Source organism: Streptomyces sp. NBC_00986, assembly GCF_045162565.1.
In the GTDB taxonomy this organism is placed as follows: Bacteria; Actinomycetota; Actinomycetes; order Streptomycetales; family Streptomycetaceae; genus Streptomyces.
This window is the reverse complement of the sequence record NZ_CP108733.1, coordinates 11,320,579-11,346,852: the sequence shown is the minus strand read 5'-3', so window position 1 is coordinate 11,346,852 and position 26,274 is coordinate 11,320,579. Positions and strand designations below refer to the sequence as shown.

The 26,274-nt window shown below is 69.9% G+C and carries 24 protein-coding genes; 20 read left to right on the top strand and 4 right to left on the bottom strand.

Annotation, left to right across the window (positions count from 1 at the left end):
- The first annotated feature begins 9 nt into the window (after positions 1 to 9).
- From OG504_RS51190 to OG504_RS51135, 12 genes are all read left to right on the top strand, one after another.
- Entirely contained in the window at positions 10 to 369 is a 360-nt protein-coding gene (locus OG504_RS51190; protein WP_405996033.1) for a nuclear transport factor 2 family protein, read from the top strand.
- A gap of 157 nt (positions 370 to 526) precedes the next feature.
- Positions 527 to 2,323 (top strand): RecQ family ATP-dependent DNA helicase, encoded by a 1,797-nt coding sequence (locus tag OG504_RS51185; RefSeq protein WP_405996032.1) that lies wholly within the window; start codon positions 527 to 529, stop codon positions 2,321 to 2,323.
- 382 nt (positions 2,324 to 2,705) lie between these two features.
- Positions 2,706 to 3,731, top strand: coding sequence for a LacI family DNA-binding transcriptional regulator (locus OG504_RS51180; protein WP_405996031.1), 1,026 nt, complete (start codon positions 2,706 to 2,708; stop codon positions 3,729 to 3,731).
- 104 nt (positions 3,732 to 3,835) lie between these two features.
- Entirely contained in the window at positions 3,836 to 5,065 is a 1,230-nt protein-coding gene (locus OG504_RS51175) for an extracellular solute-binding protein (protein ID WP_405996030.1), read from the top strand.
- Entirely contained in the window at positions 5,058 to 6,029 is a 972-nt protein-coding gene (locus tag OG504_RS51170; RefSeq protein WP_405996029.1) for a carbohydrate ABC transporter permease, read from the top strand. Before OG504_RS51175 ends, OG504_RS51170 begins: the two co-directional genes overlap by 8 nt.
- A 6-nt stretch (positions 6,030 to 6,035) precedes the next feature.
- On the top strand, positions 6,036 to 6,905 hold the full coding sequence (locus tag OG504_RS51165; protein WP_405996028.1) for a carbohydrate ABC transporter permease: 870 nt from the start codon (positions 6,036 to 6,038) through the stop codon (positions 6,903 to 6,905).
- Positions 6,902 to 7,735, top strand: a complete 834-nt coding sequence (locus OG504_RS51160; protein WP_405996027.1) for a ThuA domain-containing protein — start codon at positions 6,902 to 6,904, stop codon at positions 7,733 to 7,735. Before OG504_RS51165 ends, OG504_RS51160 begins: the two co-directional genes overlap by 4 nt.
- Positions 7,732 to 8,874: a Gfo/Idh/MocA family protein gene (locus OG504_RS51155; protein ID WP_405996026.1), complete on the top strand. Its 1,143-nt coding sequence runs from the start codon at positions 7,732 to 7,734 to the stop codon at positions 8,872 to 8,874. Before OG504_RS51160 ends, OG504_RS51155 begins: the two co-directional genes overlap by 4 nt.
- Before the next feature lie 77 nt (positions 8,875 to 8,951).
- A complete protein-coding gene (locus OG504_RS51150; protein WP_405996628.1) occupies positions 8,952 to 10,097 on the top strand; it encodes a Gfo/Idh/MocA family protein in 1,146 nt (381 codons plus the stop codon).
- Between the two features lie 267 nt (positions 10,098 to 10,364).
- Complete coding sequence (locus OG504_RS51145) at positions 10,365 to 10,796, top strand: DUF485 domain-containing protein (RefSeq protein ID WP_405996025.1); 432 nt, start codon at positions 10,365 to 10,367, stop codon at positions 10,794 to 10,796.
- The gene (locus OG504_RS51140) at positions 10,793 to 12,400 is read left to right on the top strand and encodes a cation acetate symporter (protein WP_405996024.1); all 1,608 of its coding nucleotides are present in this window, start codon (positions 10,793 to 10,795) and stop codon (positions 12,398 to 12,400) included. The genes OG504_RS51145 and OG504_RS51140 overlap by 4 nt, the downstream gene beginning before the upstream one ends.
- Positions 12,401 to 12,402: 2 nt before the next feature.
- Positions 12,403 to 12,543: a hypothetical protein gene (locus OG504_RS51135; RefSeq protein ID WP_405996023.1), complete on the top strand. Its 141-nt coding sequence runs from the start codon at positions 12,403 to 12,405 to the stop codon at positions 12,541 to 12,543.
- 20 nt (positions 12,544 to 12,563) lie between these two features.
- On the opposite strand, the gene OG504_RS51130 is transcribed toward OG504_RS51135, so the two are convergent.
- Positions 12,564 to 13,556 (bottom strand): helix-turn-helix domain-containing protein, encoded by a 993-nt coding sequence (locus OG504_RS51130; RefSeq protein WP_405996022.1) that lies wholly within the window; start codon positions 13,554 to 13,556, stop codon positions 12,564 to 12,566.
- Positions 13,557 to 13,783: 227 nt separating this feature from the next.
- On the opposite strand from OG504_RS51130, the gene OG504_RS51125 reads away from it, so the two are divergent.
- From OG504_RS51125 to OG504_RS51095, 7 genes are all read left to right on the top strand, one after another.
- A complete protein-coding gene (locus OG504_RS51125; protein ID WP_405996021.1) occupies positions 13,784 to 14,233 on the top strand; it encodes an ester cyclase in 450 nt (149 codons plus the stop codon).
- 125 nt (positions 14,234 to 14,358) lie between these two features.
- Positions 14,359 to 15,135, top strand: coding sequence for an SDR family NAD(P)-dependent oxidoreductase (locus OG504_RS51120; RefSeq protein WP_405996020.1), 777 nt, complete (start codon positions 14,359 to 14,361; stop codon positions 15,133 to 15,135).
- A 128-nt stretch (positions 15,136 to 15,263) separates the two neighbouring features.
- Complete coding sequence (locus OG504_RS51115; RefSeq protein ID WP_405996019.1) at positions 15,264 to 15,722, top strand: cupin domain-containing protein; 459 nt, start codon at positions 15,264 to 15,266, stop codon at positions 15,720 to 15,722.
- A gap of 60 nt (positions 15,723 to 15,782) precedes the next feature.
- Positions 15,783 to 16,601 carry an alpha/beta fold hydrolase gene (locus OG504_RS51110; protein ID WP_405996018.1) on the top strand — a complete coding sequence of 273 codons (819 nt, stop codon included), beginning with the start codon at positions 15,783 to 15,785 and terminating at the stop codon, positions 16,599 to 16,601.
- 55 nt (positions 16,602 to 16,656) lie between these two features.
- Positions 16,657 to 16,854 carry a hypothetical protein gene (locus OG504_RS51105; protein ID WP_405996017.1) on the top strand — a complete coding sequence of 66 codons (198 nt, stop codon included), beginning with the start codon at positions 16,657 to 16,659 and terminating at the stop codon, positions 16,852 to 16,854.
- A gap of 388 nt (positions 16,855 to 17,242) precedes the next feature.
- Positions 17,243 to 18,730, top strand: coding sequence for an MFS transporter (locus OG504_RS51100; RefSeq protein WP_405996016.1), 1,488 nt, complete (start codon positions 17,243 to 17,245; stop codon positions 18,728 to 18,730).
- 380 nt (positions 18,731 to 19,110) lie between these two features.
- On the top strand, positions 19,111 to 22,320 hold the full coding sequence (locus tag OG504_RS51095; protein WP_405996627.1) for a TIM-barrel domain-containing protein: 3,210 nt from the start codon (positions 19,111 to 19,113) through the stop codon (positions 22,318 to 22,320).
- A gap of 84 nt (positions 22,321 to 22,404) precedes the next feature.
- Here the strand turns inward: OG504_RS51095 and OG504_RS51090 are convergent, their stop codons facing one another.
- The 3 genes from OG504_RS51090 to OG504_RS51080 form a co-directional block, all read right to left on the bottom strand.
- On the bottom strand, positions 22,405 to 23,994 hold the full coding sequence (locus OG504_RS51090) for a flavin-containing monooxygenase (RefSeq protein ID WP_405996015.1): 1,590 nt from the start codon (positions 23,992 to 23,994) through the stop codon (positions 22,405 to 22,407).
- A 2-nt stretch (positions 23,995 to 23,996) separates the two neighbouring features.
- Positions 23,997 to 24,461, bottom strand: a complete 465-nt coding sequence (locus OG504_RS51085) for a cupin domain-containing protein (protein ID WP_405996014.1) — start codon at positions 24,459 to 24,461, stop codon at positions 23,997 to 23,999.
- Between the two features lie 117 nt (positions 24,462 to 24,578).
- Positions 24,579 to 25,343: an IclR family transcriptional regulator gene (locus OG504_RS51080; protein WP_405996013.1), complete on the bottom strand. Its 765-nt coding sequence runs from the start codon at positions 25,341 to 25,343 to the stop codon at positions 24,579 to 24,581.
- 125 nt (positions 25,344 to 25,468) lie between these two features.
- Here OG504_RS51080 and OG504_RS51075 point away from each other — a divergent pair, with 125 nt between their 5' ends.
- Positions 25,469 to 26,251, top strand: coding sequence for an SDR family oxidoreductase (locus OG504_RS51075; protein ID WP_405996012.1), 783 nt, complete (start codon positions 25,469 to 25,471; stop codon positions 26,249 to 26,251).
- The last annotated feature ends 23 nt before the right edge of the window (positions 26,252 to 26,274 follow it).

Below are 26,274 nucleotides of genomic sequence, written 5' to 3'. Positions count from 1 at the left end.
AGGAGCGTCATGCACGACAACCAGCCCCGGACCATCGCCCCGAACGACCTGCCGGCGGTCATCACCCGCTACCTCGCGGCGCACCGCGCCCACGACACCGCCACCGCGGTCACGACGTTCACCGACGACGCCGTCGTGATCGACGACGGCAACGCCTACCGAGGGAGCGCCGCGATCGAGCGGTGGCTGGACCGTGCCGCCACCGAGTACACGTACACCACCGAACTGACGCACGCTCAGGAGACCGACAAGACGCACTACATCGCCACCCACCACCTCGAAGGCGACTTCCCCGGCGGCACCGTCGATCTCCACTACCGGTTCACCCTGCGCGACGACCTCGTCGAGCACCTCGTCATCGAACCCTGAGCCCGTTCCAGCCGTACCTGGAGGTCCGCGAGCATCGGCGACACCCCCTGTGCCCAACGGAGTTGGGAGACACGTCCCCACCGCGACGCGATATCCCGGCGAACCGGGGTAGCCGCCAGACACACGGCGGTTGGACGCCCATCATTCGAGGAGAAGCATGTTCGCACTCACGTCCCGACGTCTGCGCGGCACCGCCCGTCGGGTCTTCGGCTGGCAGCACTTGCGTCCGGCCCAACTGAGCGCGATGAAGGCCGTGATGAAGGGGCGTGACGTACTCGCCGTCATGCCGACCGGCGCGGGCAAGTCCGCCGTGTATCAGGTGCCCGCGGTCCTGCTCGGCGGTCCGGTCGTGGTCGTCTCGCCGCTGATCGCGCTTCAGCGGGACCAGATGCAGAGCCTGCTCGGATCCGGCGCGCTGCGCACCGCCGCCATCAACTCCGCGCAGCGCCGAAGCGACAACGAGACGGCATGGGCCCGCATCAGTGCCTCCTCGGTCGACGTCGTCTTCCTCGCTCCTGAGCAGCTCGCCAAGCCGGACGTCACGGACCGGCTCGCCGCCGTCCGTCCCCGGCTGCTGGTGGTGGACGAGGCGCACTGCGTGTCGTCCTGGGGGCACGACTTCCGGCCGGACTACCTGCGGCTGCGCCACGCGCGAGAGCGGCTCGGCAACCCGCCGGTGCTCGCCCTGACCGCGAACGCGGCGGCCCCGGTACGGCGGGACATCGCCGAACGTCTCGGCATGAACGACCCGGTGGAGATAGTGGCCGGCTTCGACCGTCCCAACATCCGCCTGGAGGTGTCGGCCTTTCAGGACGCGGCCGCCAAGGAGCGGTTCGTCGTGGAGCGGACGGCCGTCGAGGAGAAGCCGGGAATCCTGTACGCGGGGACGCGTAAGGCGGCGGACAGCTACGCCGAGCAGTTGAGCGACCTGGGACTGGCCGCCGCGAGCTACCACGCGGGCCTCTCCGCCGCCGAACGCCGCCAGGCCCAGGACCGGTTCAGCTCCGGTGAACTCGACGTGGTCGTGGCCACCTCGGCGTTCGGGATGGGCATCGACAAGGCGAACGTACGGTTCGTGCTGCACGCGTCCGTCCCCGGCTCGCTCGACGCCTACTACCAGGAGATCGGCCGGGCCGGCCGCGACGGCGCACCGGCCAGGGCGATCCTCGCCTACCGCACTCAGGACCTGGGCCTGCAACGCTTCTTCGCCGCCGGCGCTCCCGACGCCGACGCACTGCGCCGCGTCGCCGAGCGCCTGCGCGGCGACGCGGACGCCGTGAGCGCGACCCGGCTCCGGGCCGACTGCGAACTCAGCGCGACGGCACTGTCCGCCGTACTGAACCTGCTGGAGGAGGCGGGGGCCGTCCGCACCGGACGGGACGGCAGCCGCTTCACCGGCGCCGACGGCGCCTCCGCGGATGACGATCTCGACGCCGTTGTGCAGAGTGCCCTCGCCGTCCACGCCACTCACCGCAAGCTCGAACAGTCCCGGATCGACATGATGCGCGGATACGCCGAGACGACCGACTGCCGACGGCAGTTCCTCCTTGGCTACTTCGGCGACTCCGCCCCCGTCCCGTGCGGGGCGTGCGACAACTGCGCGGACCCGGCGACCAAGCCTGCGAGCCGGTCGAAGCGCGAGCGGTCCGGAGACGCCGGACAGCCGCGCGAGGACGCCGCGCGCCGGCGCCGGTGGACCCGGACCGGTGCACGCGCGGACGCCTCAGCGGGCGCCGGCCACACGACCGAGACCGCCGTACGCCCCGCGGCGGACGACCACGACTACCTGCCGGGCGTCCGCGTCAGCCACGGCCAGTGGGGCGAGGGCGAGGTCATGAGCGAGGGCGACGGCAAGATCACCATCCTGTTCGAGTCGGTCGGCTATCGCACCCTGTCGCTGGCCGTGGTGACGGACAAGCAGCTGCTCGTCGCCTTGCCCGACGCACCGCGCTGACGCCGGATCCGCGAGTCCCGCGCGGCTGAAGTGGCTGCCGTCGGTGAATTGCCGGTGTGCGGCGGCCTCCGAGACGCCGAGCTGCGATCCAGAGGCGGTGAGCGCCTCGGCCGCTTCTTCCATTCGTCGGCGGCGGATGTGGGCGCAGAACGACTCGTGGTCCGTGAGTCGGGCATCGACGAGCTTGGCGGCCAGGACACCTGACCCGGAAGCCAGCCATCGCGCCCTCGGTTGCTCGTGAGGTTGGAGTCCCTGGCCGGCGGAACTTTTTCCTGCACGACCCTTGCCGCCCTTCGGGGCCCCTCCCTACAGTCTCATCCCAGTCAGTCGATACGTATCGACACCGCGTATCGACAGCGAGGGAACCGAGGGAGGTGCTCGCATGGTGACAAGCCGGGACGTGGCCCGGTTGGCGGGCGTCTCCCAGAGCACCGTCTCCTATGTCATGAGCGGGCGCCGCTCGATATCCCCCGAGACCCGGCGTCGGGTCGAGGAGGCGATCGAGACGTTGGGGTTCCAACCCAACGCGGGTGCGCGGGCGTTGGCGAGTCAGCGCAGCCAAGTCATCGGCCTGGTCGTGCCGTTCGCACCCGGCGCCGACATGACCGGGGTGCTGCCCTTCATCGAGACGATCACCAAGTGCGCCCGGGAAGAGGACCACAACGTCATCCTGGCCACCGAGGACGAGGGCGCCGAGGGCCTCACCCGGCTCAGCGACCAGTCCCTGTGCGACGCGATCGTCCTGATGGAGGTCGGGTCCAAGGACCCGCGCATCCCCGTGGCGGCCGGGCTGAGCGTGCCCGTCATCCTGATCGGCGTGCCGGACGACCCCGAGGGCCTGTACTGCGTCGACCTGGACTACACCCTGGCCGGACGCATGGCGGTGGACGAACTGGCCGCCTCCGCGCACGACCGCGTCGTCCTGCTCGGCTACCCGCGTGACGTCATGGCCCGCGACGTCAACTTCGTCCGCCGCTTCCTGCGCGGAGCCGAGGACGCGGCCGCCGCGCACGGCGTCGCCTACGCCGAGGTGAGCCCGCCGGACACCAGCCGCGCCGGTGCCGAGGCCGCCCTGGACGAAGCGCTTGCCGAACGAGGGCCCGGCGACGGCCGGTTGGGCCTCGTCGTCCCCGATCCCCAGTTGATCCAGCCGACGTTGCAGAGCCTGCTGGACCGCGGTCTGGTTCCCGGGCGCGACCTGTCCGTCATCGGACTGTGCACGGACCGGACGGCCGAGACCTCCACACCCCCCGTCACCAACCTCTCGCTGGAACCCAGGGACGTCTCGCGCCGCGCGATGAGGATCCTGTTCCGGCTGCTCAACCGCGAGAGCGTGCCCACTCCTTCGACCGTTGAACTGGCGACCCCGCGTCTGACGCTGCGTCAGACCAGCCTGTCCGCCCGCTGATCCCCACTGTTCGTGTCAAGGGGGATGACGCGTCATTGCTGTCGATACGCATCGACACCCCGCGCGGTCCGCCCGAGACAGCGCCGACCGAGGAGAGAACGAACATGGCTCAACGACGAGCGATCCTCAGCAGAACGACACTGACGATGGCCCTGGCGCTCCTGGCGCCGCTCTCCCTGAGCGCCTGTGGCTCGAGCAGCGGATCGTCCGGCGGCGCCGACACCCTGCGGGTGATGGACTACTACGCCGATCAGCCCGACAAGGGGATCTACGCGAAGGTCCTGGACGCGTGCGGTCAGCAGAACGGCGTGAAGATCAAGCGGGAGGCGGTGGCCGGCCCGTCCCTGATACCCAAGGTGCTGCAACAGGCCTCGTCGCGGACCCTGCCCGACGTCCTGATGCTCGACAACCCCGACCTGCAACAGATCGCCGCCAGCGGCGCCCTCGCCCCGCTCAGCGACTTCGGCCTGAAGGCGGACGGATACGCCAAGGGCGTGGTGGACGCGTCGACCTACCAGGGCAAGCTCTACGGCCTGCAACCGGTGACCAACACGCTCGGCCTCTTCTACAACAAGGACATGCTCGACAAGGCCGGAGTCAAGCCACCGACCACCTGGGCCGAGCTCAAGTCGGCTGCCAAGAAGCTCACTTCGGGCAAGCGGTACGGCATCGCCTTCGCCGCACCGGCCACTTACGAGGGGACCTGGCAGTTCCTGCCCTTCATGTGGTCCAACGGCGGCGACGAGAAGGACATAGCAACTCCGCAGACCGCGCAGGCACTTCAGCTCTGGGTGGATCTGGTCAAGGACGGATCGGCGTCCAAGTCGGTGGTCAGCTGGGCCCAGGCCGACGCCGACGACCAGTTCGCGGCGGGCAACGCGGCCATGATGGTCAACGGCCCCTGGCAGTTCCCGATCCTCGACAAGAAGACGAGCCTGCACTACGACGTCGTCCAGATCCCCGTGCCCAAGGCCGGCGGAACTCCCGTCGTCCCCTTGGGCGGTGAGACCTGGACCGTCCCGCAGACCGGCAACGCGCAGCGCCAGGCCAAGGCGGCCAAGGTCGTCGCGTGCCTCAACTCCGACAAGAACCAGCTGTCGCTGGCCCAGCAGCGCCAGACCGTGCCGACGAAGACCGCGCTGATGGACAAGTTCGCCGCCGAGCAGCCCCGGATGAAGGCGTTCACCGACCAGGTGCGCAACGCCCGTGCCCGCACAGGTGAGTTGGGCAAGGACTGGCCTAAGGCGGCCACCAAGATCTACACCGCGCTGCAGACCGCGCTCACGCAGGGGGCGACTCCGGCGAAGGCGCTGAAGCAGGCCCAGGATGGCTGACGTACTGCGCCGTGCGGTGCGGGCCAAGGAGCATGCGGTGCCGGCCACGGACTGCGCCCCGGCGGGCCGGAGGCTCGGGAAACGCAACCGGCGCCGCCAGTCCCACCTGCTGTTCCTGGTGCCCGCCCTGGCCTACATGGTCACCTTCTTCGGCTACCCGGTCGTCAAGAACGTCGTCATGGGCTTCCAGCACTACACGACGACCACCTTCTACACCGGCGAGGCGCCCTGGGTCGGCTTCGCCAACTACCGGGCCGTCATCTCGTCCTCCGTCTTCGACAAGGCACTCCTCAACACGGTTCTGTTCACGGTGGGTTCGATCGCGGGTCAGTTCCTCATCGGTCTGGCGATCGCCCTGTTCTTCCGCCGCAGGTTCCCGCTGAACGGCGTGCTGCGCTCCCTGCTGTTGCTGCCGTGGCTGGTGCCGCTGATCGTCTCCAGCGCGGTGTGGCGCTGGATCCTCGACCAGGACAACGGCGTGCTCAACCGGTTCCTCGGCGCCCTGCACCTCGTACAGGACCGTCCCGGCTGGCTGACCAGCACCTCGCTGGCATTGTTCGCGGTGATCGTGGTCAACATCTGGATCGGGATCCCGTTCAACGTCGCGATCCTCTACAGCGGACTCCAGGACATCCCCGAGGAGTTGTACGAGGCGGCGGCCCTGGACGGCGCGACGGGCTGGCGGGCGTTCCGGCACGTGACCTGGCCCCTGCTGCGGCCCGTGGTCAGCGTGGTGCTCGTCCTCGGCGTCGTCTACACGGTCAAGGTGCTCGACGTCATCCTCGGGCTCACCAACGGCGGACCGGCGAACGCGACGCAGACCATCGCCAGTCAGTCCTACCAACTCTCCTTCCAGCAGTTCGACTTCGGACAGGGTGCCGCGCTCGGCAACATCCTCATCGTCATCTCGCTGGTCTTCGCCGTCCTCTACCTGCGCGCGAACCGTCGCGCCGTCGAGCAGTGAGGCGTCATGGCATCCATCACGCACACCTCTGTCCAACCGGCCACGCACACACCCGTCCACCGGCGGCGCTCCCGGCGGCGGCCCTGGGGATACACCGCGATCGGCGCGCTGATCCTGGCCGTGATGCTGTTCCCGGTCTACTGGATGGTCAATGTCTCTCTCCAGCCGGCCAACACCGCGGTGAGCACGCCCTGGTTCCCGACGCATCTGAACTTCCACGGCTACGCCACCGCGCTGAGCCAACAGGGGGCAAATCTCCTGACCAGCCTGGTCGTTGCGGTGGGGAGCGTGGTGTTCAGCCTGATCATCGCGAGCCCGGCCGCGTACGCGCTCGCCCATGTGAACGCGCGCTGGGTCGGCCCGGTGCTGTTCGGGATCCTGATCAGCCAGATGGTCCCGGGCATCGTCGTGGCCAACGCCCTCTACAGCGCGTACAACGACGTGGGTCTGCTCAACTCGATCCCCGGCCTGATCCTTGCCGACTCCACCGCCGGCATCCCCTTCGCGATCCTCATCCTGCGGGCCTTCATGGGCAACATCCCCGCCTCGGTGATCGAGGCGGCCCGGGTGGACGGGGCGGGCAGGCTGCGGGCGTTCGTGTCGATCGTCCTGCCGATGAGCAGGAACGCCCTTATTACGGCTGGGCTGTTCACGTTCCTGTTCACCTGGAGCGACTTCCTCTTCGCGCTGACCCTGACGACGACCGAGGACGTCCGGCCCGTCACCCTCGGCCTCTACCAGTACCTCGGCTCTCACGTCAGCGACTGGAACGCGGTGATGGCCACCGCGACCCTCGCCTCGGTCCCGGCTCTCGTGCTGCTCCTGGTGGCACAGCGTTACATCGCCACCGGCGTGACCGGCGGAGCCGTCAAATGACCCGCCCCCAGGGCGACTTCGGAGAAAGGCAGAGCACCCCTGTGACCACGTCTTCCGCACCGCCCCCCGCTCCGATCAACGTGACCGTGTGGGGGGAGAACCGCCACGAGAAGATCGAGGAGCACGTGGCCAAGATCTACCCGCAGGGCATGCACGCCACGATCGCCGAGGGCATCAAGGAGAACCTCGGCGACGCCTGCACCGTACGCACCGCGACGCTGGACGACCCCGAACACGGCCTCACCGAGGAGGTGTTGGCATCGACCGACGTCCTCACCTGGTGGGGACACGCGGCCCACGCCGAAGTGTCCGACGAGGTCGTCGAACGCGTACACCGGCACGTACTGTCGGGCATGGGTCTCGTCGTGCTGCACTCCGGCCACTGGTCGAAGATCTTCGTCAAGCTCATGGGCACGAGCTGCACCCTGCGCTGGCGCAACGAGCACGACCGCGAGCTGGTGTGGACGGTGAACCCAACGCACCCCATCGCCAAGGGAGTTCCACATCCGCTCGTCGTCGAAGAGGACGAGATGTACGGGGAGTTCTTCGACATCCCCGTCCCGGACGAGCTGGTGTTCGTCAGCTCGTTCACCGGCGGCGAGGTGATCCGCAGCGGCTGCACGTTCCGTCGCGGCCACGGCCGGATCTTCTACTTCAGCCCCGGCGACCAGGACTACCCCGTCTACCACAACAAGGACATCCGCCGGGTGATCGCCAACGGCGTGCAATGGGCGCGTACGGACCGGCCCGAGCGCAGCCACCCGGTGCTGCTGCGCTACGACACCGACGACTTCTTCAACGGCGTGGACTACTCGGGGCCGCTTCGATGACCCACCGGACCATCCCCTGCGGGCCCGACAACCCCCTGCGCGTGCTGGTGGTCGGGGCCGGCTCCATGGGACAGCAGTGGCTGACCACCGTCACCGCCGCGCCCGAGGCCGAACTGGTCGGCATCGTCGACCTCGACCTGGACGCGGCTCGGCGGTCCGCCGCCGACCTGGGTCGGCCGGGCCTCCCGGTCGGCTCCGACGCGGTCGCGCTCGCGGCCGACACCGGTGCCCAGGCGATCGTCAACGTGACGGTTCCGGTGGCCCATCACCCCGTCACCACCGCCGCGTTGTTCGCCGGGCTGCCCGTCCTCGGCGAGAAGCCGATCGCCGACACCCTGGCCCACGCGCTGTCCCTCGCCGCCGCGTCCGAGGTCAGCGGCGAGCTGTTCATGGTGAGCCAGTCACGGCGCTGGAACCCCCAACTCTTCGCCCTGCGCGGAATGTTGGGGGAACTCGGTGCGATCGGCACCCTCACGACCGAGTTCTACAAGGCTCCGCACTTCGGCGGTTTCCGCGAGGAGATGGCATACCCGCTGCTGATCGACATGGCGATCCACGCCTTCGACTCGGCCCGCTTCCTGCTCGGCGCGGACCCGGTCGCCGCCTACTGCCAGGCGTACAACCCGTCGTGGAGCTGGTTCGACGGCGACGCCGCCGCGAGTGCCGTCTTCGAGATGGAGGGCGGAACACGCTATGCCTACAACGGCAGTTGGTGCAGTCCGGGCGCCGAGACCTCGTGGAACGGCACCTGGCGGGCGAGCGGCGAGAAGGGCTCGGCGCTCTGGGACGGCGACACCGAGCCCGTGCTCGCCGCCGACGTGCAACCCGCCGAGCGGCCCCGCTCCCCGTACTCCGACATCGCCGGAGCGCTGCGGGTCTTCGTCGAGTCGCTGCGGACCGGCAGTACGCCCATGGGCGAGGTGCACGAGAACACCATGAGCCTGGCGATGGTCGAGGCCGCGGTGGAGTCGGCCCGGACCGGACAGCGCGTACTCGTCGACGACGTCCTCGACCAGGCGTACGCGGCGGCCGTGCGCGAGGAGCGCCGTCCCGACGTCCGTGCGGCCCTCGCCAGTTGGTCCTCGGTCCGCGGCGCTCTCGCCCCGCACCAGGCACCGCCCGCCGCCGCGTCCGCCTGACGCCCTACCGATACGGAGACCCCGTGCCCCGCCCTTCGCCCGACCTCGCGTCCGGCCGCCCCCGGCTCGGGGTGGCGATGATCGGCCACTCGTTCATGGGAGCCGTGCACTCCCAGGCCTGGCGCACCGCGCCCCGCGTCTTCGACCTGCCCTTCGACGTCGACATGACCGTCGTCTGCGGCCGTGACCCGAAGGGCGCGGCACGGGCCGCCGATCGGCTGGGGTGGGGCGACTGGGCGGCCGACTGGCAGGAGGTGGTCCGCCGCGACGACGTGGACGTCGTCGACATCTGCACGCCCGGGGACTCGCACGCGGACATCGCGATCGCCGCCCTGGCCGCCGGCAAACACGTGCTGTGCGAGAAGCCCCTCGCCAACACGGTCGAGGAGGCCGAGCGCATGGCCGCCGCCGCACAGGTCGCCGCCGAGGCCGGCGTCCGGTCGATGGTCGGCTTCAACAACCGGCGCGTGCCCGCGTTGGCACACGCGGCCCGCCTGATCACCGAGGGCCGGATCGGCGAGGTACGGCACGTCAGGGCCCAGTACCTCCAGGACTGGATCGTCGACCCCGAGTTCCCGCTGGTGTGGCGGCTGCGCAAGGAACGGGCCGGCTCCGGCGCGCTCGGGGATCTCGGCTCGCACGTCGTCGACCTGCTCCAACACCTGACCGGCGAACGGCTCACCGGAGTGTCGGCGACACAGGCCACCTTCGTCACCGATCGCCCCCTGCCGACGGAATCCAGCGGGCTCTCGGCGCGGGCCGGGGAGCAGCGCGGGCCGGTGACCGTCGACGACGCGACCGCGTTCACCGGCCGGCTGGAAGGGGGCGCACTCGTCGTGGTCGAGGCGACCCGCTTCGCCACGGGACGCAAGAACGCACTGCGGATCGAGGTCAACGGCTCACGCGGGTCGGTCGCCTTCGACCTCGAGTCGATGAACGAACTTCTGCTGTACGACGCCCACGGCCCGGAGACGGAGGCGGGATTCCGCCGGATCCTGGTCACCGAGCCCGCACACCCCTACCTGAGTGCCTGGTGGCCGCCCGGTCACGGTCTGGGCTACGAGCACGCGTTCGTCCACCAGGTCCACGACTTCCTGACCGCGGTGGCGGACGACGGAAGCGACCCGCGCCCTTCGTTCGCCGACGGCCTCCAGGTCCAGCGCGTGATGCGGGCCATCGAGCGCAGTGCGGCGGACTCCTCCCGCTGGACGAGCATCGGCTGACCGCAAGGCACCTCTCGGCACCTTCACGGGCAACGTGCCCGCCGATTCGACGCGTCCAGGGCCCACAGGGCACTCCCGTGGTACTCCGTCACACCCTTCACATTCACAACATCCGAGGTCAGAGGGTCGTAGTGCTCCTCACCAGGGAGTTCACCGGAAGTCCTGCGCGCGGTCCGGCACCCGCATAGCGTGCGATGACCCGGACCATTCCCCGCCTTCTCGCGGTCCGCACCTCTTGGGGCCCACGACCCACTAGGAGATCTTGGAATGTCTTCCGACAGCTCCGAGTTACGCCCGCTCCAGTACCGTCCCGGACGCCACGCCTCCTCCACCACGCCCACGTGGGCCTCGGCCCCGCAGGACGGCCGCCGGCCGACGGCCCTGCCCCGTTCGGCGACCGGACCGCACCGCGATCTGCGTCTCCTGCGCCGGGCCTGTCGCTGGCAGCGACGTGTCGCCGCGTTCGCGGCGCTCGGCTACTTCGCCGTCTTCCTCACTCTCACCGTCGAGTTCCCCTCGGTGATGGCCCGTCCCGCCCCGGGCGGCCTGCCCACCGGGCTGTTCCTGGCCCTGGTGCAACTCCCCGTCACCTGGCTGGCCGTGATCTTCTACGAGGGAATCGCGCGGCGGTACGTCGACCCCCTCGCCCGCCGGGTGCGCCGGGCCCATCACGCCCGCGACGGGGAGGTGCGGCCGTGACGGACTTCAAGGGCGCCGCACAGTCCTGGTCACTCGTGGCGTTCTTCAGCGTCGTGACCCTCACGCTGCTGTTGTGCGTGGTCACCGGTCCCGACCGTGACGACCTGGACGAGTTCTACACCGGCTACCGGTTGCTGTCGCCCCTGCGCAACGGCCTGGCCATCGCCGGTGACTACATCTCCGCGGCCACCGTCCTCACGGTCGGCGGCATCATCGCGCTGTGCGGCTACGACGGCGTCGTGCTGGCCCTGAGCACCCTGCTCTCGCTGCTGCTCCTGATGTTCGTGCTGGCGGAACCGCTGCATCACACCGGCCGGTTCACGATGGGCGACGTGCTGGCCCGTCGTATGCCCGGCCGCGCGGTACGGATCACCGCGTGCGCGGTCACCCTCGCCGCGCTGGTGCCCATGATGGTCGTGCAACTCGCCGGTGTGGGGCAGTTGTTGGCGTTCGTCCTCGGCTTCTCCGACGGCACGATGCGGACCGGCTGCGTCGTCGGGGCCGGAGCGCTGATGATCACGTACGCGGCCATCGGGGGCATGCGCGGCACCGCCCTGATCCAGATCCTCAAGACGGTGATCCTCCTCGGCTCCGGGCTCGTCGTCGCCGCGCTCATCCTGCACACCTTCGGCTGGAGCCCGCAGACCCTGTTCCAGTCCGCCGCACAGAACAGCGGCGCCGGCCCGAACTACCTGCGCTACGGCCTGCAGTTCGCGGGCGGACAGCACCCCGCCCTCGACATGGTGAGCACCCAGTGCGCCATCGTGCTGGGCGGCGCCTGCCTTCCGCACGTCACCATGCGCATGTACACCGCCGGCAGCACCCGCCAGGTACGCCGCGCGATGTCCTGGGCAGTCTCCGCCGTCGCCCTGTTCATCGCGATCATCACCGTCGTCGCCGTCGGCGCCACCGCCCTCATCGGCGGCAAGACGATCGCCGCCGCGGACCCGCACGGCAGCACCGCCTATCTGCTCGGGGCGCGCGCCGCGTTCGGACCCGACCTCTCCCGCGCGGAGAGCCTGCTGTTCACCACCGTCACCACGGCCATCTTCCTGACCCTGCTGGCGTCCGTGGCCAGCATGACGCTGGCCTGCGCCAACTCCCTGGCCCACGACGTCCTCGCCCGCTCGAACACACCGCCGCTGCGCGAGATGGCGCTGGCACGCCTGGCCGCGCTGGCCGTGGGCATCCCGGTGATCGTGCTGGCGGTGGTCGCCCAGCACCGCAGTCTCCAGCCACTGGCCATCGTCTCCTTCTGTCTGGGTGCCTCGGCCATCGCCCCCGCGCTCGTCCTCGGTCTCTTCTGGCGGCGCTACACCCGTGCCGGTCTGCTGTGCACGCTCATCGGCGGCACCCTCAGCGTCCTCGTTCTGATGACCGGCACCAACCTCGTCTCCGGGTCCCCCCAATCCGCCTTCCCCGAGGCCGACTTCAACTGGTTCCCCTTCACGACCACAGCTCTGGTCTCGGTCCCGGCGGGTTTCCTGTGCGGCCTGCTCGGCACCGTCCTGTCGGGCCGAAAGGCCACCGCACGCGAACGCCACCGCTACGAGGCGATCGAACCCGCACTGCTGGCCGGACCGCCACATCCCAGAAGCGGATGACCGTGCGCCGCCGACCGGACCGGGGCCCGCAGACCACACCGGAGGTTGCCGCCGACCTCGCCGGAATCGCGGGGCACGGACGCAGGCCGACGATGTCAGATGACCTCGTAGCCCTCGAGTGGGAGTTGGCCAAGAAGCGCTGACGGCAGGCGCCCGGTGCGGGTCAGCTCCGCGCCGGTGTGGTCGAGCGGGCGTAGTCGGTCGGTGTCCGGCCGTAGTGCTTCTTGAAGGCCCGGATGAAGTGGCTGCTGTCCGCGAACTGCCAGCGGGCGGCGAGTTCGGAGACGCTCAGTCTGCCGGAGGGCGCGGAGAGGGCGAGGCGGGCTTCTTCCAGGCGTCGTTGGCGGATGTAGGCGGTCACCGACTCCCCCGCCGCGGCGAACGCCCGTTGCAGGCTGCGCACGGAGACATTGAGTTCACGGGCCAGCATCGTGCCGGAGAGTTCGGGGTCGGTCAGGTGGTTGTCCGCGAGGTCCTTCGCCGCCTGGGCGAGTGCCAGGGCCAGTTGGGGCTCCGTGTCGTCGACCCGGCGCCTGGCCACCGCCTTGGCCAGCTCGATGAGCGCGCTGTGCGCGGCCTGCATTCCGGCCGGGCCGAGATCGGCCGCCGTCTCGTAGAGCATGTTCGCGTGGGCCACCAGCAGGCGCACCTCGGCGGAGTCCACGGGTCCGCTGACGCTCTGTCGCTCCCCGAGCAGTGGCCTGAGCGTGGCGGCGGGCAGGACGAGGACCTTCGCCCTCGTGTCGGGCACCGTCTCGAAGTGCAGGGGCCGTCCGATGTGGCGGATGAGGAACTGCCCTGCCGGTACGGTCTGTTCGTCGCGGGCGAGCGGGGCGCCCAGGGACCAGGAGCCACTCCGGACGACGTACATCCGCACCTGGTCCTCGACCCCGTTGAGGGGGCCCTCGGTCCGGATGGCCGACGCGCCGTGGAGGTCGGTGACCGCCACGTCACCCACCTTGGTGGCGCGGCTCCTGACCCGGAAGTCACGTGTCGTGGCCGGACTGAACGTCGGCAACGGGAAGCCGTCGCCGATCTCCGTCTCCCAGCCGTCGCGGAAGGCGTCGAACGCTCCCGGCCCGCCATCCGAAGGGCCGGAGTCCGCGGAGGGCGTACGGACCGAGCTGTCGGCCTCCACTCCGGTGCGGTCCGTCAACGGTCGTCCCCAGCCTTCATCGCTCCGGCGTCATCTGGCGCGGATGTTCTGCCGGGATGGCGCTCTGGTTCAAGCCTTCGCTGCAGCGATCTTCCTAGGCTTCTTCCGCAGAGACAACCCCCGCCCCGGGCAGGGCAGTTGCGTAGGAGGGGGTTCTCGAGAGCCGGCAGAGTGCGCCTGCCCACGCACGGCGCACCGACAGCCGCGTACAGAAAGGAAGTGGCGTGATGGGGCACGAATCCCACCAAGAGCCCGACCAGGTACCCGACGAGCGATCTCGCACGGACCACATGCGGTACTTCGTCGAACAGGTGCAGGAGAAGGGCCGGCTCGACCTGATCGACGAACTCGTCCATCCCGAATTCCGGAATCACACCGTCGAGCCGGCACAGCGCGACGACCGGGAGGGGATGCGCGAGACCATGGCGGCCCTGCACGAGGCGTTCTCCGACCTGCGGGTCGAGGTCCTGCACTGTGTCGGGGACGGCGATCTCGTGGCCACCCACAAGCTGTTCCGGGGCAGTCACACCGGCCCTTGGTTCGGCGTCCCGCCGTCCGGCAACCGGGTCGAGTTCAGGGTGATGGACCTGATCCGCTACCGGGACGGTCAGCTCTCCGAGCACTGGGCCGTCGCCGACGCGGTGACTCTGCTGCGCCAGACCGGCGCCCTGCCGTAACCGCACGGTGTGCGGATCGGCATCCCGCTCTCCGCCGACCCCATTGATTTCAGGGCCTGTTCGCAGACGCCCGCACTCCCCCTCCCTGCATACCCCTTCGACACATGAGGAGTTGACGTTCTCCGATGACTGAGAACACATTCACCGGCAAGGTCGCCATCGTCACCGGCGGCGGTTCGGGCATCGGCGCCGCCACCGCTCACCGCTTCGCCGCCGAGGGCGCCACGGTGGTGATCATCGGCCGTACGCAGGCCAAGTTGGACAAAGTGGTGTCCCAGGCACCGACGGGCTCGACGCTGACCGCCCGGGTCGGTGATGTCTCCGACGAGGAGGGCATCACCAGGCTGGTGAACGCCGTGGCCCACGACCACGGCCGGTTGGACACCTTGGTCAACAATGCCGCGACCGTCGAGCCGTTGGGCTCCGTGACCGACATCGACGCGGCGGGCTGGCGACGCGTCATGTCCACCGATGTCGACGGAGTCTTCTACGCCTCCAGGGCCGCACTCCCCCATCTCCGCGCGACGGGCGGCAGCATCGTCAACGTCGGTTCGGCGTCCGGGCTCGGCGGCGACTGGGGCCTGGCCGCCTACGACGCCGCCAAGGGTGCGGTGACCAATCTGACCAACGCGATGGCGCTCGACCACGGCGCGGAAGGCGTGCGGGTCAACGCCGTCCACCCCAGCATGATCTCCACCGACATGACCGCGGGATTCCTGCAGAGCGACGAGATCGTCGCCGCCGCGCTCAACCGCGTACCGATGCGACGCTTCGGCGAGCCCGCCGAGGCGGCCTCCGTCATCACGTTTCTGGCCAGTTCGGCTGCGAGTTACGTGAACGGGGCCCACATCCGCGTCGATGGCGGCCTCGGCGCGTCGAACGGCAATCCGCACCTCGCCTGAAGCCGAGGCACCGCGCCCGAATATCGGCTCTCATCATGAGAGTGGACTTGCATGAAAGGGTCGACTCGCCTACATTGATGAGAGTCAACCCCAACGAACACAGCGCACTCTCTTACACGGAGGCTCAAATGACAGACGTCTCAGTCGTCGGTCCGGACGCCGGTGAGTCGATCCAGCTCGGCCCGACCCGGATGCGGATCCTCGAGGACGGCACCACGACCGACCACCGCCTCGGCATCGGGGAGATCACGCTCGCGCCGCACACCGACGGCCCGCCGCAGCACCGGCACGCCCGGCACGACGAGGGCTTCTACGTCGTGTCCGGCACGGCCCGGTTCACCGTCGGCGAGACCGTGTACGACGCGCCCGCCGGAACGCTGGTCATGATCCCGCCCGGCGCCCCGCACACCTTCGCCAACCCGACCGACGGCACAACGGTCCTGCTCAACACGTTCACCCCGGACCTGTACGTCAACTACTTCCGGGACCTGCGCGACATGATCGCCGCCGGCCGACCCCTGACGCCCGAGGGGACGATCGAGGTGATGAGCCGGTACGCCACCGAGCCGTCCACCGACTTCGCCTGAACACCCACACCCGCTATCCCGCTAACGCATCCGTCACCCGGACCAACCAAGGAGAAGCCCATGCCAACCACCACTCAACACACCGTCAGCCTCGAAGGAGTCGGCCCGGTCGAGGTGTCCGTGGCCGGATACGGGGACGGGGACGGAGACAGGCAGTCGTTCCTGCTGCTGCACGGCGGCGCCGGCCCGCAGTCGGTGACGGGGTTCGCGGAGAAGTTCGCCGCCGCTCACGACGTGCGCGTGCTGGTCCCGACCCACCCGGGTTTCGGCGGCACCGAGCGCCCCGAGGCACTGACCACCGTCTCCGGCCTGGCCACGCTCTACGGCGCGCTCCTGGACCAGTTGGCGCTCACCGACGTCACTGTCATCGGCAACTCGATCGGCGGCTGGATCACCGCCGAGATCGCGCTGCTGAAGTCGCCGCGCGTCAGCGGCATCGTCCTGATCGACGCGGTCGGGATCGAGGTGCCCGGCCATCCGGTGGCCGACTTCTTCTCCCTGACCATGGATGAGGTCTTCGGGCTCACCTTCCACAATCCCGAGCCGTTCCGCATCGACCCGACGACGCTGCCCCCGGTGGCGCAGGCGATCGCCGCGGGCAACCGCACCGCGATCGCCGTATACGCGGGTTCCGCCATGGCCGACCCCACCCTCGTCGGGCGTCTCGGCTCCCTGGAGATCCCCACCCTCGTGCTCTGGGGCGAGAGCGACGGGATCGTCGACGCCGACTACGGACGCGCCTACGCCGCCGCGATCCCCCTCGCCCAGTTCCAACTCCTCCCCGAAACCGGCCACTCCCCGCAGCTGGAGACCCCCGACCAGGTCATCCACGCGATCTGGGACAGCGCCGACACGGACTTCTCCACCTTCGCCCGCTGAACCCCGACCACCTTCCACCCCTCGCCCCACCACCCCACGCCACGGAGCCCCGCCCATGCCCAGGACCGCGGTCACCCGCATCACGCACAGCTGCCACCTCATAGAAATCGGTGGCCGTACGTTCCTCACCGACCCCTGGTTCAGCACCCGCCCCGGGTACTACCAGGGCGAGCCGACCGCCATCGCCATCCCCACGCTCAGCACCGGCGGCCCGGACAGCCTCGTCCAGCTCGACGAACTCCCCATTGACTAGCGGCAGTTGATCCATCCGTATCAGCGCGACCGTTCGACCACCGCGCCAGGAACAGGTGAAGGCCCCCGGATCCAGTCCAGGCATCCCGGCCCACCTTCACGGCAGCACCCAGCCGAAGTGCAAGCGCGCCGGCCAACTCCATTCCCCGCGCCCCTTCGAGTCCGCCGCGCAGCCCGGCCTCGTCCCTCGCGTCGCCCAACCCTCAACGGCCTTCGAGGCGACAAGCCACGCCGTAGACCCTCAGGTCAAGCCCACCGCCGACCATCGCGGGGCCCGGCCCGAAGCCGCAACCCCCGCGCCACACCGCCCCGTTCACGGCGCAGGCCGCCGAACACACCGCACGCCGGAAACACGGATCGCAGCACCGCCGATCGCGAGGAGAACAACCATGCCGACGGACACCCCCTTCCCCAACGACGCCCGTCGACGGGGACTGCTCATCCTCGCGGTGTGCTGCCTGAGCCTCCTGATCACCGCCCTGGACACCACCGCCGTGAACGTCGCCCTGCCGGCCGTAGGCCACGATCTGCGCGCACCGGTGAGCGGGCTGCAGTGGACCGTCGACGGTTACACCCTCGCCGTCGCCGCCTTCATGATGCTCGCCGGATCCACCGCAGACCGGATCGGACGGCGCAGGGTGTTCCAGGCCGGACTGGCCCTCTTCACCGCCGGCTCGCTGGCCTGTTCCCTGGCTCCGAGCCTCGGCTGGTTGATCGCCTTCCGTGTCGCCCAGGGCCTGGGCGCCAGCATGCTCAACCCGGTCGCCCTGTCGATCATCACGCACGCCTTCCCCGACCCCCGCGAGCGCGCCCGCGCGATCGGGCTGTGGGGCACCACGGTCGGCCTGTCCCTGGCCGCCGGACCGGTGGTGGGCGGCCTGCTCGTCGCCTCGGCCGGCTGGCGCTCGATCTTCTGGATCAACATCCCGATCGGGGTGGCCGCCCTGGCGCTCGCCGCGGTATTCGTCCCTGAGTCGAGAGCCGCGGTGCCCCGACGCCCGGACCCGGTCGGTCAGATCCTCGTCGTCACGATCCTCACCTCGCTGATCTTCGCGATCATCGAGGGCTCCCACCGGGGTTACGGCAGCACCCCCATCATCACCCTGTTCACCCTGGCCGCGGGCGCGGCCGTAGCGCTGCCCGCCTACGAACGGCGTCGCCAACAACCGCTGGTGGACCCGGTGTTCTTCCGTTCGGTCCCGTTCACCGGCTCCTTCGTGGCCGCCGTCACGGCGTTCGTCGTGCTGTCCGGTTTCCTGTTCCTCAACACGCTCTATCTGCAGGACGTACGCGGATGCAGCGCGCTGCAGGCCGGGCTGCTGACCATGCCGATGGCCGTCGGCACCGCGCTCGCCTCACCGCTGTCCGGACGTCTCACCGCCGCGCGCGGCCCCCGACCGCCCTTGGTCGCCGCGGGCCTGCTGATCGCCGTCGCCGCACTGACGCTGACCACCCTCACCCCGACCACACCGTGGGCAACCCTGCTCATCGCCTACGTACTCCTCGGCATCGGATTCGGCCTGGTCAACGCCCCGATCACCAGCACCGCCGTAGCCGGTATGCCACGCGCCCAGGCCGGGGTCTCCGCCGCGATCACCACCACCGGGCGCCAGATCGGCAACAACCTCGGCGTCGCGGTCCTCGGCTCGATCGTCACCGCCCGCACCCGCACCCCGGGCGGACCCGGACTCGCGACCGCCAGTCACCCGGGCTGGTGGATCCTCGCGACCGGCGGCCTCGTGATCACGGCGATAGGCGTGGCGACCACCACGGCCCGCGCCGCCGCGACCGCGACCCGCGTCGCCGCGCGCTTCCCTGCCGATCCGGTGACAGCGCTGACCACCGCGCCCGCAGTACGCGGCGCCGCCCAGACCTGATGCCACATCGAAGCGGCACTACGGCGTCCAGGGCGCCCCGCGCCTTCCGGTCGGGCCGCTGCCGCGAGCGGCCCGAAGCCCAACACCCTTACTGCGGACCGGCGTTCGACACCAGGAAGTCCACACCGTCCCCTTCCCCGCCACAACCCCACCCGGCTGAACCGACCCGCACAGAAACCCTCAGCCGCGAGGGTTGACAACGATGTCGGCCAGGAGCAGATTCCACCAGGCGCGAACGGGAACCGGCACACCTCCACCACGGGCCCGAGTGGCCCCAATCCAGGACGGAGCCGTCCGTGAGAAGACGATGGGCGTTTCGCACCACACGCACCCCGCGAAGACATGTCACGGTCCTCGCGCTCGTCAGCACCCTCGCTGCCATGCTCGTGACCGGCACCGGAGCGGCCTCGGCGCACGCGGTGACCAACCACCGTGCCGCAGCGGTGACTTCGGGCAACGCACGCTTCCAGGTCCTGTCCCCGACCCTGATCCGCACGGAGTACGCGCAGGACGGGAAGTTCACCGACAGCGCGACGTTCAACGCGATCGGCCGCACCGCGTTCACGCCGCCCCCGTACACATCGAGTACGTCCAACGGCTGGCTGACCATCACCACGAGCGCGCTCACCCTCAAGTACCAGGTGGACTCAGGGCCGTTCGACGCGCAGAACCTCTCCGTTCACCTGTCGGCCGGAGGCTCAGCGGTCGACACCACTCCATGGCATCGGCTCACCTGCGGCCTGGGTGCCCTGTGCGAGGCCGAGCAATTGCCCCACAGCGGGGCCGGTGTCGCCATGGACCACACCGGCTACACCGGGTCCGGGTTCCTCGCCGGGTTCGAGGGGACGGGCGACTCCGTGTCGGCCGACGTCAATGTCAGCACGGCGGGGACCTACACGTTCGACTCGCGCTACGCCAACTCCGTCGGCGGAGACGGCCAGAACACCACCCGCACCCTCACGCTGTCGGTGGACGGCGGCGCGAGCCGCACGGTGAGCCTGCCGACCACCGCCAACTGGGACACCTGGGCCCTCGCGAGCAGCGCGGTCCAACTCGGCGCAGGGCAGCACACGTTGACCCTGACGAGGACCGCCGCCGACTCCGGCGACATCAATCTCGACAGCGTCGCCCTGGTGAACCAGGGCAGCGGCTTCCCCTCCACCTCCGCCACCGCCATCACGAGTTGCGGATACGGCGTCACCTGCGAGGCCGAGGCCGCTCGCGTCTCGGGTACGGCGATCACCGCCACCGATCACGCCGGGTACTCCGGCAGCGGTTTCCTCGCCGAACTGAACCAGGGAGCAAGCGCGTTGACCCACGTGGTCGGCGTACCGGCCGACGGCACCTACGCGTTGCAGGTCCGCTACGCCAACGCCACTGGCAGCGACGGGCTGTACCAGACCCGTACGGCGACGGTGTCGTCCGGCGGCACCACGCGGACCCTGTCGCTGCCGGTCACCGGCAACTGGGACACCTGGAGCACCGCCTCGGTCCCCGTCACCCTCAAGGCCGGAGCGAACGACATCACCGTCGGCTGCCCGGACGCCGCGAGCTGCCATGTCAACCTCGACACGGTCTCCGTCACGGCATCCAACTCCCCTGCCCCGCAGCCGCACTTGGCGCTCGGTGGCTACCGCCGCAGTCTGGACGGGGTCGACGGCAACAACGGGGCGCCGGCCACCACGCCCGGCCTGCTGTACAAGGACGGCTGGTACCTCCTCGACGACACGACCTCGGCCTTGTACGACACCGGGACCCACCAGGTCACCCAACGTCCCTCCCACGGGGGCGCGCCGTACCAGGACGGCTATGTCTTCGGCTACGGCCACGACTACCAGCGGGCGCTGACCGACCTGGCCACCCTGACCGGTCCGCCCGAGCTGCTTCCCCAATGGGCGTACGGCGTCTGGTACTCGGAGTACATCGACCGCACCGCCGCCGACTACGAGAACAGGATCCTGCCCGCCTTCCGCGCCGAGGGCGTGCCCCTCGACGTCCTCGTCACCGACACGGACTTCAAGTCGCCGAACACGTGGAGCGGTTGGGAGATCGACCAGTCCAAGTTCCCCGACCCGAAGGGGTTCTTCGACTGGGCCGCGTCCCAGGGGCTGCACAACACGCTCAACATCCATCCGAGCATCCTGAGCAGCGACCCGCAGTTCGCGCAGGCCCAGGCGACCGCCAAGGGCAAGCTGCACAAGGGTGGTTGTGCGCCCGCGGCGAGCAGCGGTGCCGGTGACTGCTACACCTTCGACTGGGGCGACCCGGACCAGCTCAAGGCGTACATGGACCTGCACCAGACCATGGACCAGCAGGGCAACGACTTCTGGTGGCTGGACTGGTGCTGCGACGCCACCCAGTCCTCGCTGCCCGGTGTCACCCCCGACGCGTGGATCAACCAGCAGTACGCTCCGGACGCCGACAAGACCATCGGCCGGGGCTTCGCCGTCTCCCGCGCCTACGGCTCGCTCCAGGCGGGCGGTTACAGCGGCCAGCAGGGGCTGCCCACCGGGCCGTGGGCCGACAAGCGCACCACCGTCCACTTCACCGGCGACACCTCCTCCACCTGGGGCACCCTGAAGTCCGAGGTCGGCTACACGCCCGGCGAGGCGGCCGCCACCGGCATGTCGGCGATCAGCCATGACATCGGCGGCCACAACGACACGACGAAACTGACCGGTTCCGAGACCTACACCGCCGACGGCACGACCCACACCACCTACAAACTCCCCGACGACATGTACGCCCGCTGGGTCCAGCTCGGCACCTTCCAGCCCATCGACCGCCTGCACAGCAACCACAGCGACCGCCTGCCCTGGCAGTACGGCACGGCGGCCCGCGCCTCCGCCGACAAGTTCCTCAACCTCCGCGAGAACCTGGTGCCTTACACCTACTCCCTCGCCCAGCAGGCCAACGCGACCGGCGTCCCGGTCACCCGCCCGATGTACCTGCAGTACCCGAACGAGCCGCAGGCGTACGCCACTTCGGGCAGCGAGTACTTCTACGGACCCGACATGCTCGTCGCCCCCGTCACCACGCCCGGCACCACGGCGACGACCTCGGTGTGGTTCCCGCCCGGCAGCCAGTGGACCGACTACTTCACCGGGCAGACCTACGCCGGCGGCACCACCCAGAACATCAGCAACGGCCTCGACACCATGCCGGTGTTCGTCCGGGCGGGTGCCGTCATCCCGACCCGCACGAGCGACGTCACCAGCAACGACAAGGCCCCACTGACCAAGGTCACGCTCAGCGTCGCCGCGGGTGCCTCCGGCACCTCCACCCTCTACGAGGACGACGGGACCGCCCGCACCGGACGCGGCCACAGCGCCGTCACGAAGATCCGGTACCGGGAGAACGGCACCCGGCACACGGTGACGATCACCCCTCCGACCGGGACCTTCCGCGGCCAGATCAAGAACCGGCAGTGGACCGTCTCACTCCTTGGCGTCACCGCCCCGAGCACTGTCCGAGTGGGCGGGTCCCAACTCCCCTCCCACGCCTACCACTTCGACAGTACGACCCGTACGTTGACCGTCACGCTCCCGGCGCGGAGCGCGCACACGCCGATCACCGTGACGTGCGGGTGACCGGCTCCGGCTGTCTCCCGTGAGCCACTGGGCATGACGTCGAACCCCGGCGAGTTCCTCTCGCCGGGGTTCGACTCATCGGTCTCAGCCCTGCGTCGAGGACTTGGTCAGGCTCTCCGGCACCGTATGCCCCGAACCCGAAGCCGAACCGCCCGGGCCGGGAAGAGCACTTAGCGGGTCCCGGTCTCCCGGCTCGATCGACGCCAGGCGCTTGAGCAGCCTCGGGGTCAGGCGTCGGTACGCGGCCGGATCGACCGGGCCGAGCCAATGGGCCGCGCGGATCAGGGGGTTGACGTCGACGTCCAGGTCGCTGAGTACTTCGTCGGCGTTGTGCATGGAGAACGGGATGATCTTGGTGCCGCGGCAGTGGTGGGTGTCGGTGGCGACGTCCATGAAGGCCAGTTGCTCGACGACCGCGTGGCGCATGGTCTCGGTGTCGGGTGTCGCCACCGCGCCGGCGAGGTCGGCGGCGATCCACAGCGCGGCGATCTCGGCGTTGAGCGGGCTGAAGAAGGAGGAGTTGTAGCCGTTGAAGTACAGGCCGGGGATGCCGAGGGGCAGGATCTGGCGGTAGAGCATGAAGTTGCCGCGCTCGTCGAGCAGTTGCTCGCGCACCTTCTCGGGCAGGAACGGGACGCCCTGCGTGAAGCCGGTGGCGCAGACCACCAGGTCCGCGGGCAGCACGGTGCCGTCGGAGAGACGGGCGGAGGGCTTGCCGTCCACGACGAGGAGTTGCTCGATGGTGCGGTCGCGGCGGACGGTGATGTCGCCCGCGGTGACGGCCTCGAAGAAGCCCTCGGTCGCGAGGCCGATGGCGCCGCGCACGATGTCCTCCATCGTTCCCGCGGGCACCAAGTCGAGTCGCTGCAGGCCGAGTTGACGTATCGACACGGTGCCGATGGAGTTGATCATCCGGCGGCGCAGGCCGTTGCCGGGGCCGTGCAGGAAGCGTTCGAAGCCTCGCGGGCGGATGTAGCGGAACAGCGCTTCGCCGAGCCGGGTGAGCAGCAGCATCTTGAAGTTGAGCCGGCCGCCGATCTTGCGTGGGACCTTCCACAGCAGTTGGCGCGCGATCACGTCGGTGCTCGCGGCGACCGCGCTGGTCGGCACGGCCACGTCGCAGGCCGACTTGCCGTAGCCGACGACGAGGACGTTGCGGTCGCGCGCCTGTTCGGCGTCGTGGAACTCGGTGCCCGCGCACACCTGGCCACCGGCCGCGGTGAACTCGGCCAGGCCGTCGAACTTCGGGACCGCCGGTTCGCAGAACACTCCATTGGCGACGACGAGTCGGTCGTAGGTCTCCGTGCTGTGTGTGCCCGCGGAGTCGCGGTACTCGACGCTCCACGCCCCGTCGGCGGTCGGCAGGGCCGAGAGCACCTCGGTGCTCAGGCGCAGGACGGGTTCGAGGCCGAAGTGCGCGGTGTAGTCGGCGAGGTAGGACTGGATCTGGGCGCCGTCGGGCCACTCGGGGAAGCCCGCGGGCATGGGGAAGTCGGAGAAGGAGTACTGCGCCTTCGGGCTCTGGGTGGTGACTCCCGGGTAGCGGCGTGTGCGGCTCCACACGCCGCCGACGTCGGGGGTCTTGTCGAACACGTCCGTCCGGTGTCCGGCCTGGGTGAGCACCTTCGCGGTGACCAGGCCCGCGACACCGGCACCGATGATGGCGATCCTCATGATCAGGCGACCTCGGGCGGCAGTTGGAGCTCGATGCCGAAGTCGCCCATGATCTTCTTCATCAGCCCGATGTCCTTCGGGCCGGGCGGCATGTCCGCGAGCGTCTGGTAGTAGGCCTCCAGACCGGCCGGCGAGACGACGGAGATGACGCGCGACTCCTCCTGGTAGGGGTTGCGGAAGGCGTGGATCACGTCGCGCGGCAGGTAGAGGTAGTCGCCGTGTTCGAGGACGAAGTCCTTGCCGCCGAGGTGCACGTCGAGCCGTCCGGCGAGGCAGATGAAGGACTCGTCCTCACGGGTGTGCAGGTGCGGCGGCGGTCCGTCGGTCTCCGGCGGGACCGTGTACTCGAACAGCGAGTACGCGTCGTGCGTCGCGGCACCGTCCGCCTTGAGGGTGATGCCCAGCCCGATCGCCGCGATCTTGTGTCCGTCGCGGGAGGGCAGCATGTAGCCACCGCCTAGAGTCACCGTCGTCTCCTTCCGGTCGCCACCGTGGCCGACCGGCCACGGCGCTGGTCTGCTGCGCCCAGCGTCGGTTCGGAACGGTCGATGCGCAATGATCCAGTCCCACCCGCTGGGACTTTTTCATCGGCGGGTGCTGTAGGCCCGCGAGGCGGCCGCGGCGGCGAGCCGTACCGCGGGTCCGGCCCGGTCTGCGCGGACCAGGGCGGTGGGCCCGGTGACGGACAGCGCCGCGGCGACGCGGCCGGACGGGCCGAAGATCGGGGCCGCGACGCAGCTGACGCCGATGTTGCCCTCCTCGCGCTCCACCGCCCAGCCCCTGGCCGGAACGGCGGTCAGCTCGCGGATCACGGCCTCCTTGGTGGTCAGGGTGCGCGGGTTGCGCGGCGGCGTCCCGGCGTCGAGTACGGCGTCGATGGTCTCGGTCTCGCTGTAGGCGAGGATGGCCCGGCCCAGCGCCGAGCAGTACGCCGGGATGATGCCGCCGACCTGGGAGAGCATCGGCATGGGGCGGTGGCCGGTGATCTTCTCGACGACGAGGATCTGCTCGCCCTCCAGGACGCCGAGCTGCACGGTGTTCCTGGTCGCGCTGTGCAGGTCCTGCAGGTAGGGCAGCACGGCCTCGCGCAGTTCGAGCCGGATCGGCGCCAGGCACGCGATCTCGAACAGCCGGTTGCCGATCCGGTAGTGGCCCCGGGGTTTGTCCAGCCAGCCGAGCCGGATCATCCGGTCCGCGGTGCGGTGCGTGGTCGACCGGGGCAGTCCGCAGCGGGCCACGAGCGCGGAGAGGGTCAGCTCGCGGTGCGCCGCGTCGAAGGCGCCGAGGATCGCCGCCGCGCGCTCAAGACCGGAGACCTCGGTCCTGCCGTCCCGCGCAGTGGGACTCATCTCTTGTTCCGCGGGGGTCATGCCGGTCACGCTAAGGCTGTCCCCGCCCGGCGGACAAGGGGAGGGCCCGGCCACGACTGCCCCCGCCGGCGGACAGGGGGCGGACTCTGGAGGATGCCAACATCATGCGGACAGCATTGGTCGGCGGCGGTGCGAGTGGCATCGGCCACGCGGTCGCCGAGCGCCTGGCGGGTTCGGGCGACCGGGTGGTGATCACCGGCCGCCGCCCCGACCTCCTCGAAGCCGCGGCCGCGCGGCTCAGCAGCAGCGTGGGCGACAGCCCGGCGCGCGAGGTGCACGCCCTGGTCAGCGACATGGCCGATCCGGACTCGGCCGCAGCGGCGATGGCAGAGGTCGACGAGCGGTACGGCGGCCTCGACGTGCTCGTGCTCAATGCCGGCGGTCCGCCGCCCGGCGGGATCCTCGACCTCGACGACGCGCGGTGGCGGGAGGCGTCCGAGCTGTTGCTGCTCGGCCCGCTGCGGCTGGCACGCCTTGCGATGCCGGGCATGGCGAAGCGGGGCTTCGGGCGGGTGGTGTTCGTGACGTCCACCGCGGTACGACAGCCCCAGCCCGACCTCGCGGCGTCGGTGGTCCTGCGCTCGGCGGTCACGGCCGCGGCCAAGCTGCTCTCCCGCGAGTTCGCGGCCGAGGGCGTGACCGTCAACTGCGTTGCCCCCGGCGCCACTTCGACCGAGCGGCGGACACAGATCCTCACCAACCGGGCACGCGCCGCGCAGCTCGGCTTCGACGAGCTCGACGCGCAGGACCGCGCGCACATTCCGGCCGGGCGGGCCGCGCTGCCGGCGGAGATCGCGGGCGCCGTGGCGTTCCTGGTCTCGGACGACGCGGCGTACATCAACGGGACCGTGCTCACGGTCGACGGCGGAAGGACGGAGACGATCTGATGGCGGAATCGGGATCGCGTTTC

Coding starts and splice junctions, on each gene's coding strand:
- OG504_RS51115 (WP_405996019.1), top strand. CDS start 15,264: ATGACAGACGTCTCAGTCGTCGGTCCGGACGCCGGTGAGTCGATCCAG.
- OG504_RS51120 (WP_405996020.1), top strand. CDS start 14,359: ATGACTGAGAACACATTCACCGGCAAGGTCGCCATCGTCACCGGCGGC.
- OG504_RS51160 (WP_405996027.1), top strand. CDS start 6,902: ATGACCCGCCCCCAGGGCGACTTCGGAGAAAGGCAGAGCACCCCTGTG.
- OG504_RS51175 (WP_405996030.1), top strand. CDS start 3,836: ATGGCTCAACGACGAGCGATCCTCAGCAGAACGACACTGACGATGGCC.
- OG504_RS51180 (WP_405996031.1), top strand. CDS start 2,706: ATGGTGACAAGCCGGGACGTGGCCCGGTTGGCGGGCGTCTCCCAGAGC.
- OG504_RS51150 (WP_405996628.1), top strand. CDS start 8,952: ATGATCGGCCACTCGTTCATGGGAGCCGTGCACTCCCAGGCCTGGCGC.
- OG504_RS51165 (WP_405996028.1), top strand. CDS start 6,036: ATGGCATCCATCACGCACACCTCTGTCCAACCGGCCACGCACACACCC.
- OG504_RS51125 (WP_405996021.1), top strand. CDS start 13,784: ATGGGGCACGAATCCCACCAAGAGCCCGACCAGGTACCCGACGAGCGA.
- OG504_RS51110 (WP_405996018.1), top strand. CDS start 15,783: ATGCCAACCACCACTCAACACACCGTCAGCCTCGAAGGAGTCGGCCCG.
- OG504_RS51090 (WP_405996015.1), bottom strand. CDS start 23,994: ATGAGGATCGCCATCATCGGTGCCGGTGTCGCGGGCCTGGTCACCGCG.
- OG504_RS51075 (WP_405996012.1), top strand. CDS start 25,469: ATGCGGACAGCATTGGTCGGCGGCGGTGCGAGTGGCATCGGCCACGCG.
- OG504_RS51100 (WP_405996016.1), top strand. CDS start 17,243: ATGCCGACGGACACCCCCTTCCCCAACGACGCCCGTCGACGGGGACTG.
- OG504_RS51145 (WP_405996025.1), top strand. CDS start 10,365: ATGTCTTCCGACAGCTCCGAGTTACGCCCGCTCCAGTACCGTCCCGGA.
- OG504_RS51080 (WP_405996013.1), bottom strand. CDS start 25,343: ATGAGTCCCACTGCGCGGGACGGCAGGACCGAGGTCTCCGGTCTTGAG.
- OG504_RS51155 (WP_405996026.1), top strand. CDS start 7,732: ATGACCCACCGGACCATCCCCTGCGGGCCCGACAACCCCCTGCGCGTG.
- OG504_RS51105 (WP_405996017.1), top strand. CDS start 16,657: ATGCCCAGGACCGCGGTCACCCGCATCACGCACAGCTGCCACCTCATA.
- OG504_RS51095 (WP_405996627.1), top strand. CDS start 19,111: ATGCTCGTGACCGGCACCGGAGCGGCCTCGGCGCACGCGGTGACCAAC.
- OG504_RS51190 (WP_405996033.1), top strand. CDS start 10: ATGCACGACAACCAGCCCCGGACCATCGCCCCGAACGACCTGCCGGCG.
- OG504_RS51170 (WP_405996029.1), top strand. CDS start 5,058: ATGGCTGACGTACTGCGCCGTGCGGTGCGGGCCAAGGAGCATGCGGTG.
- OG504_RS51185 (WP_405996032.1), top strand. CDS start 527: ATGTTCGCACTCACGTCCCGACGTCTGCGCGGCACCGCCCGTCGGGTC.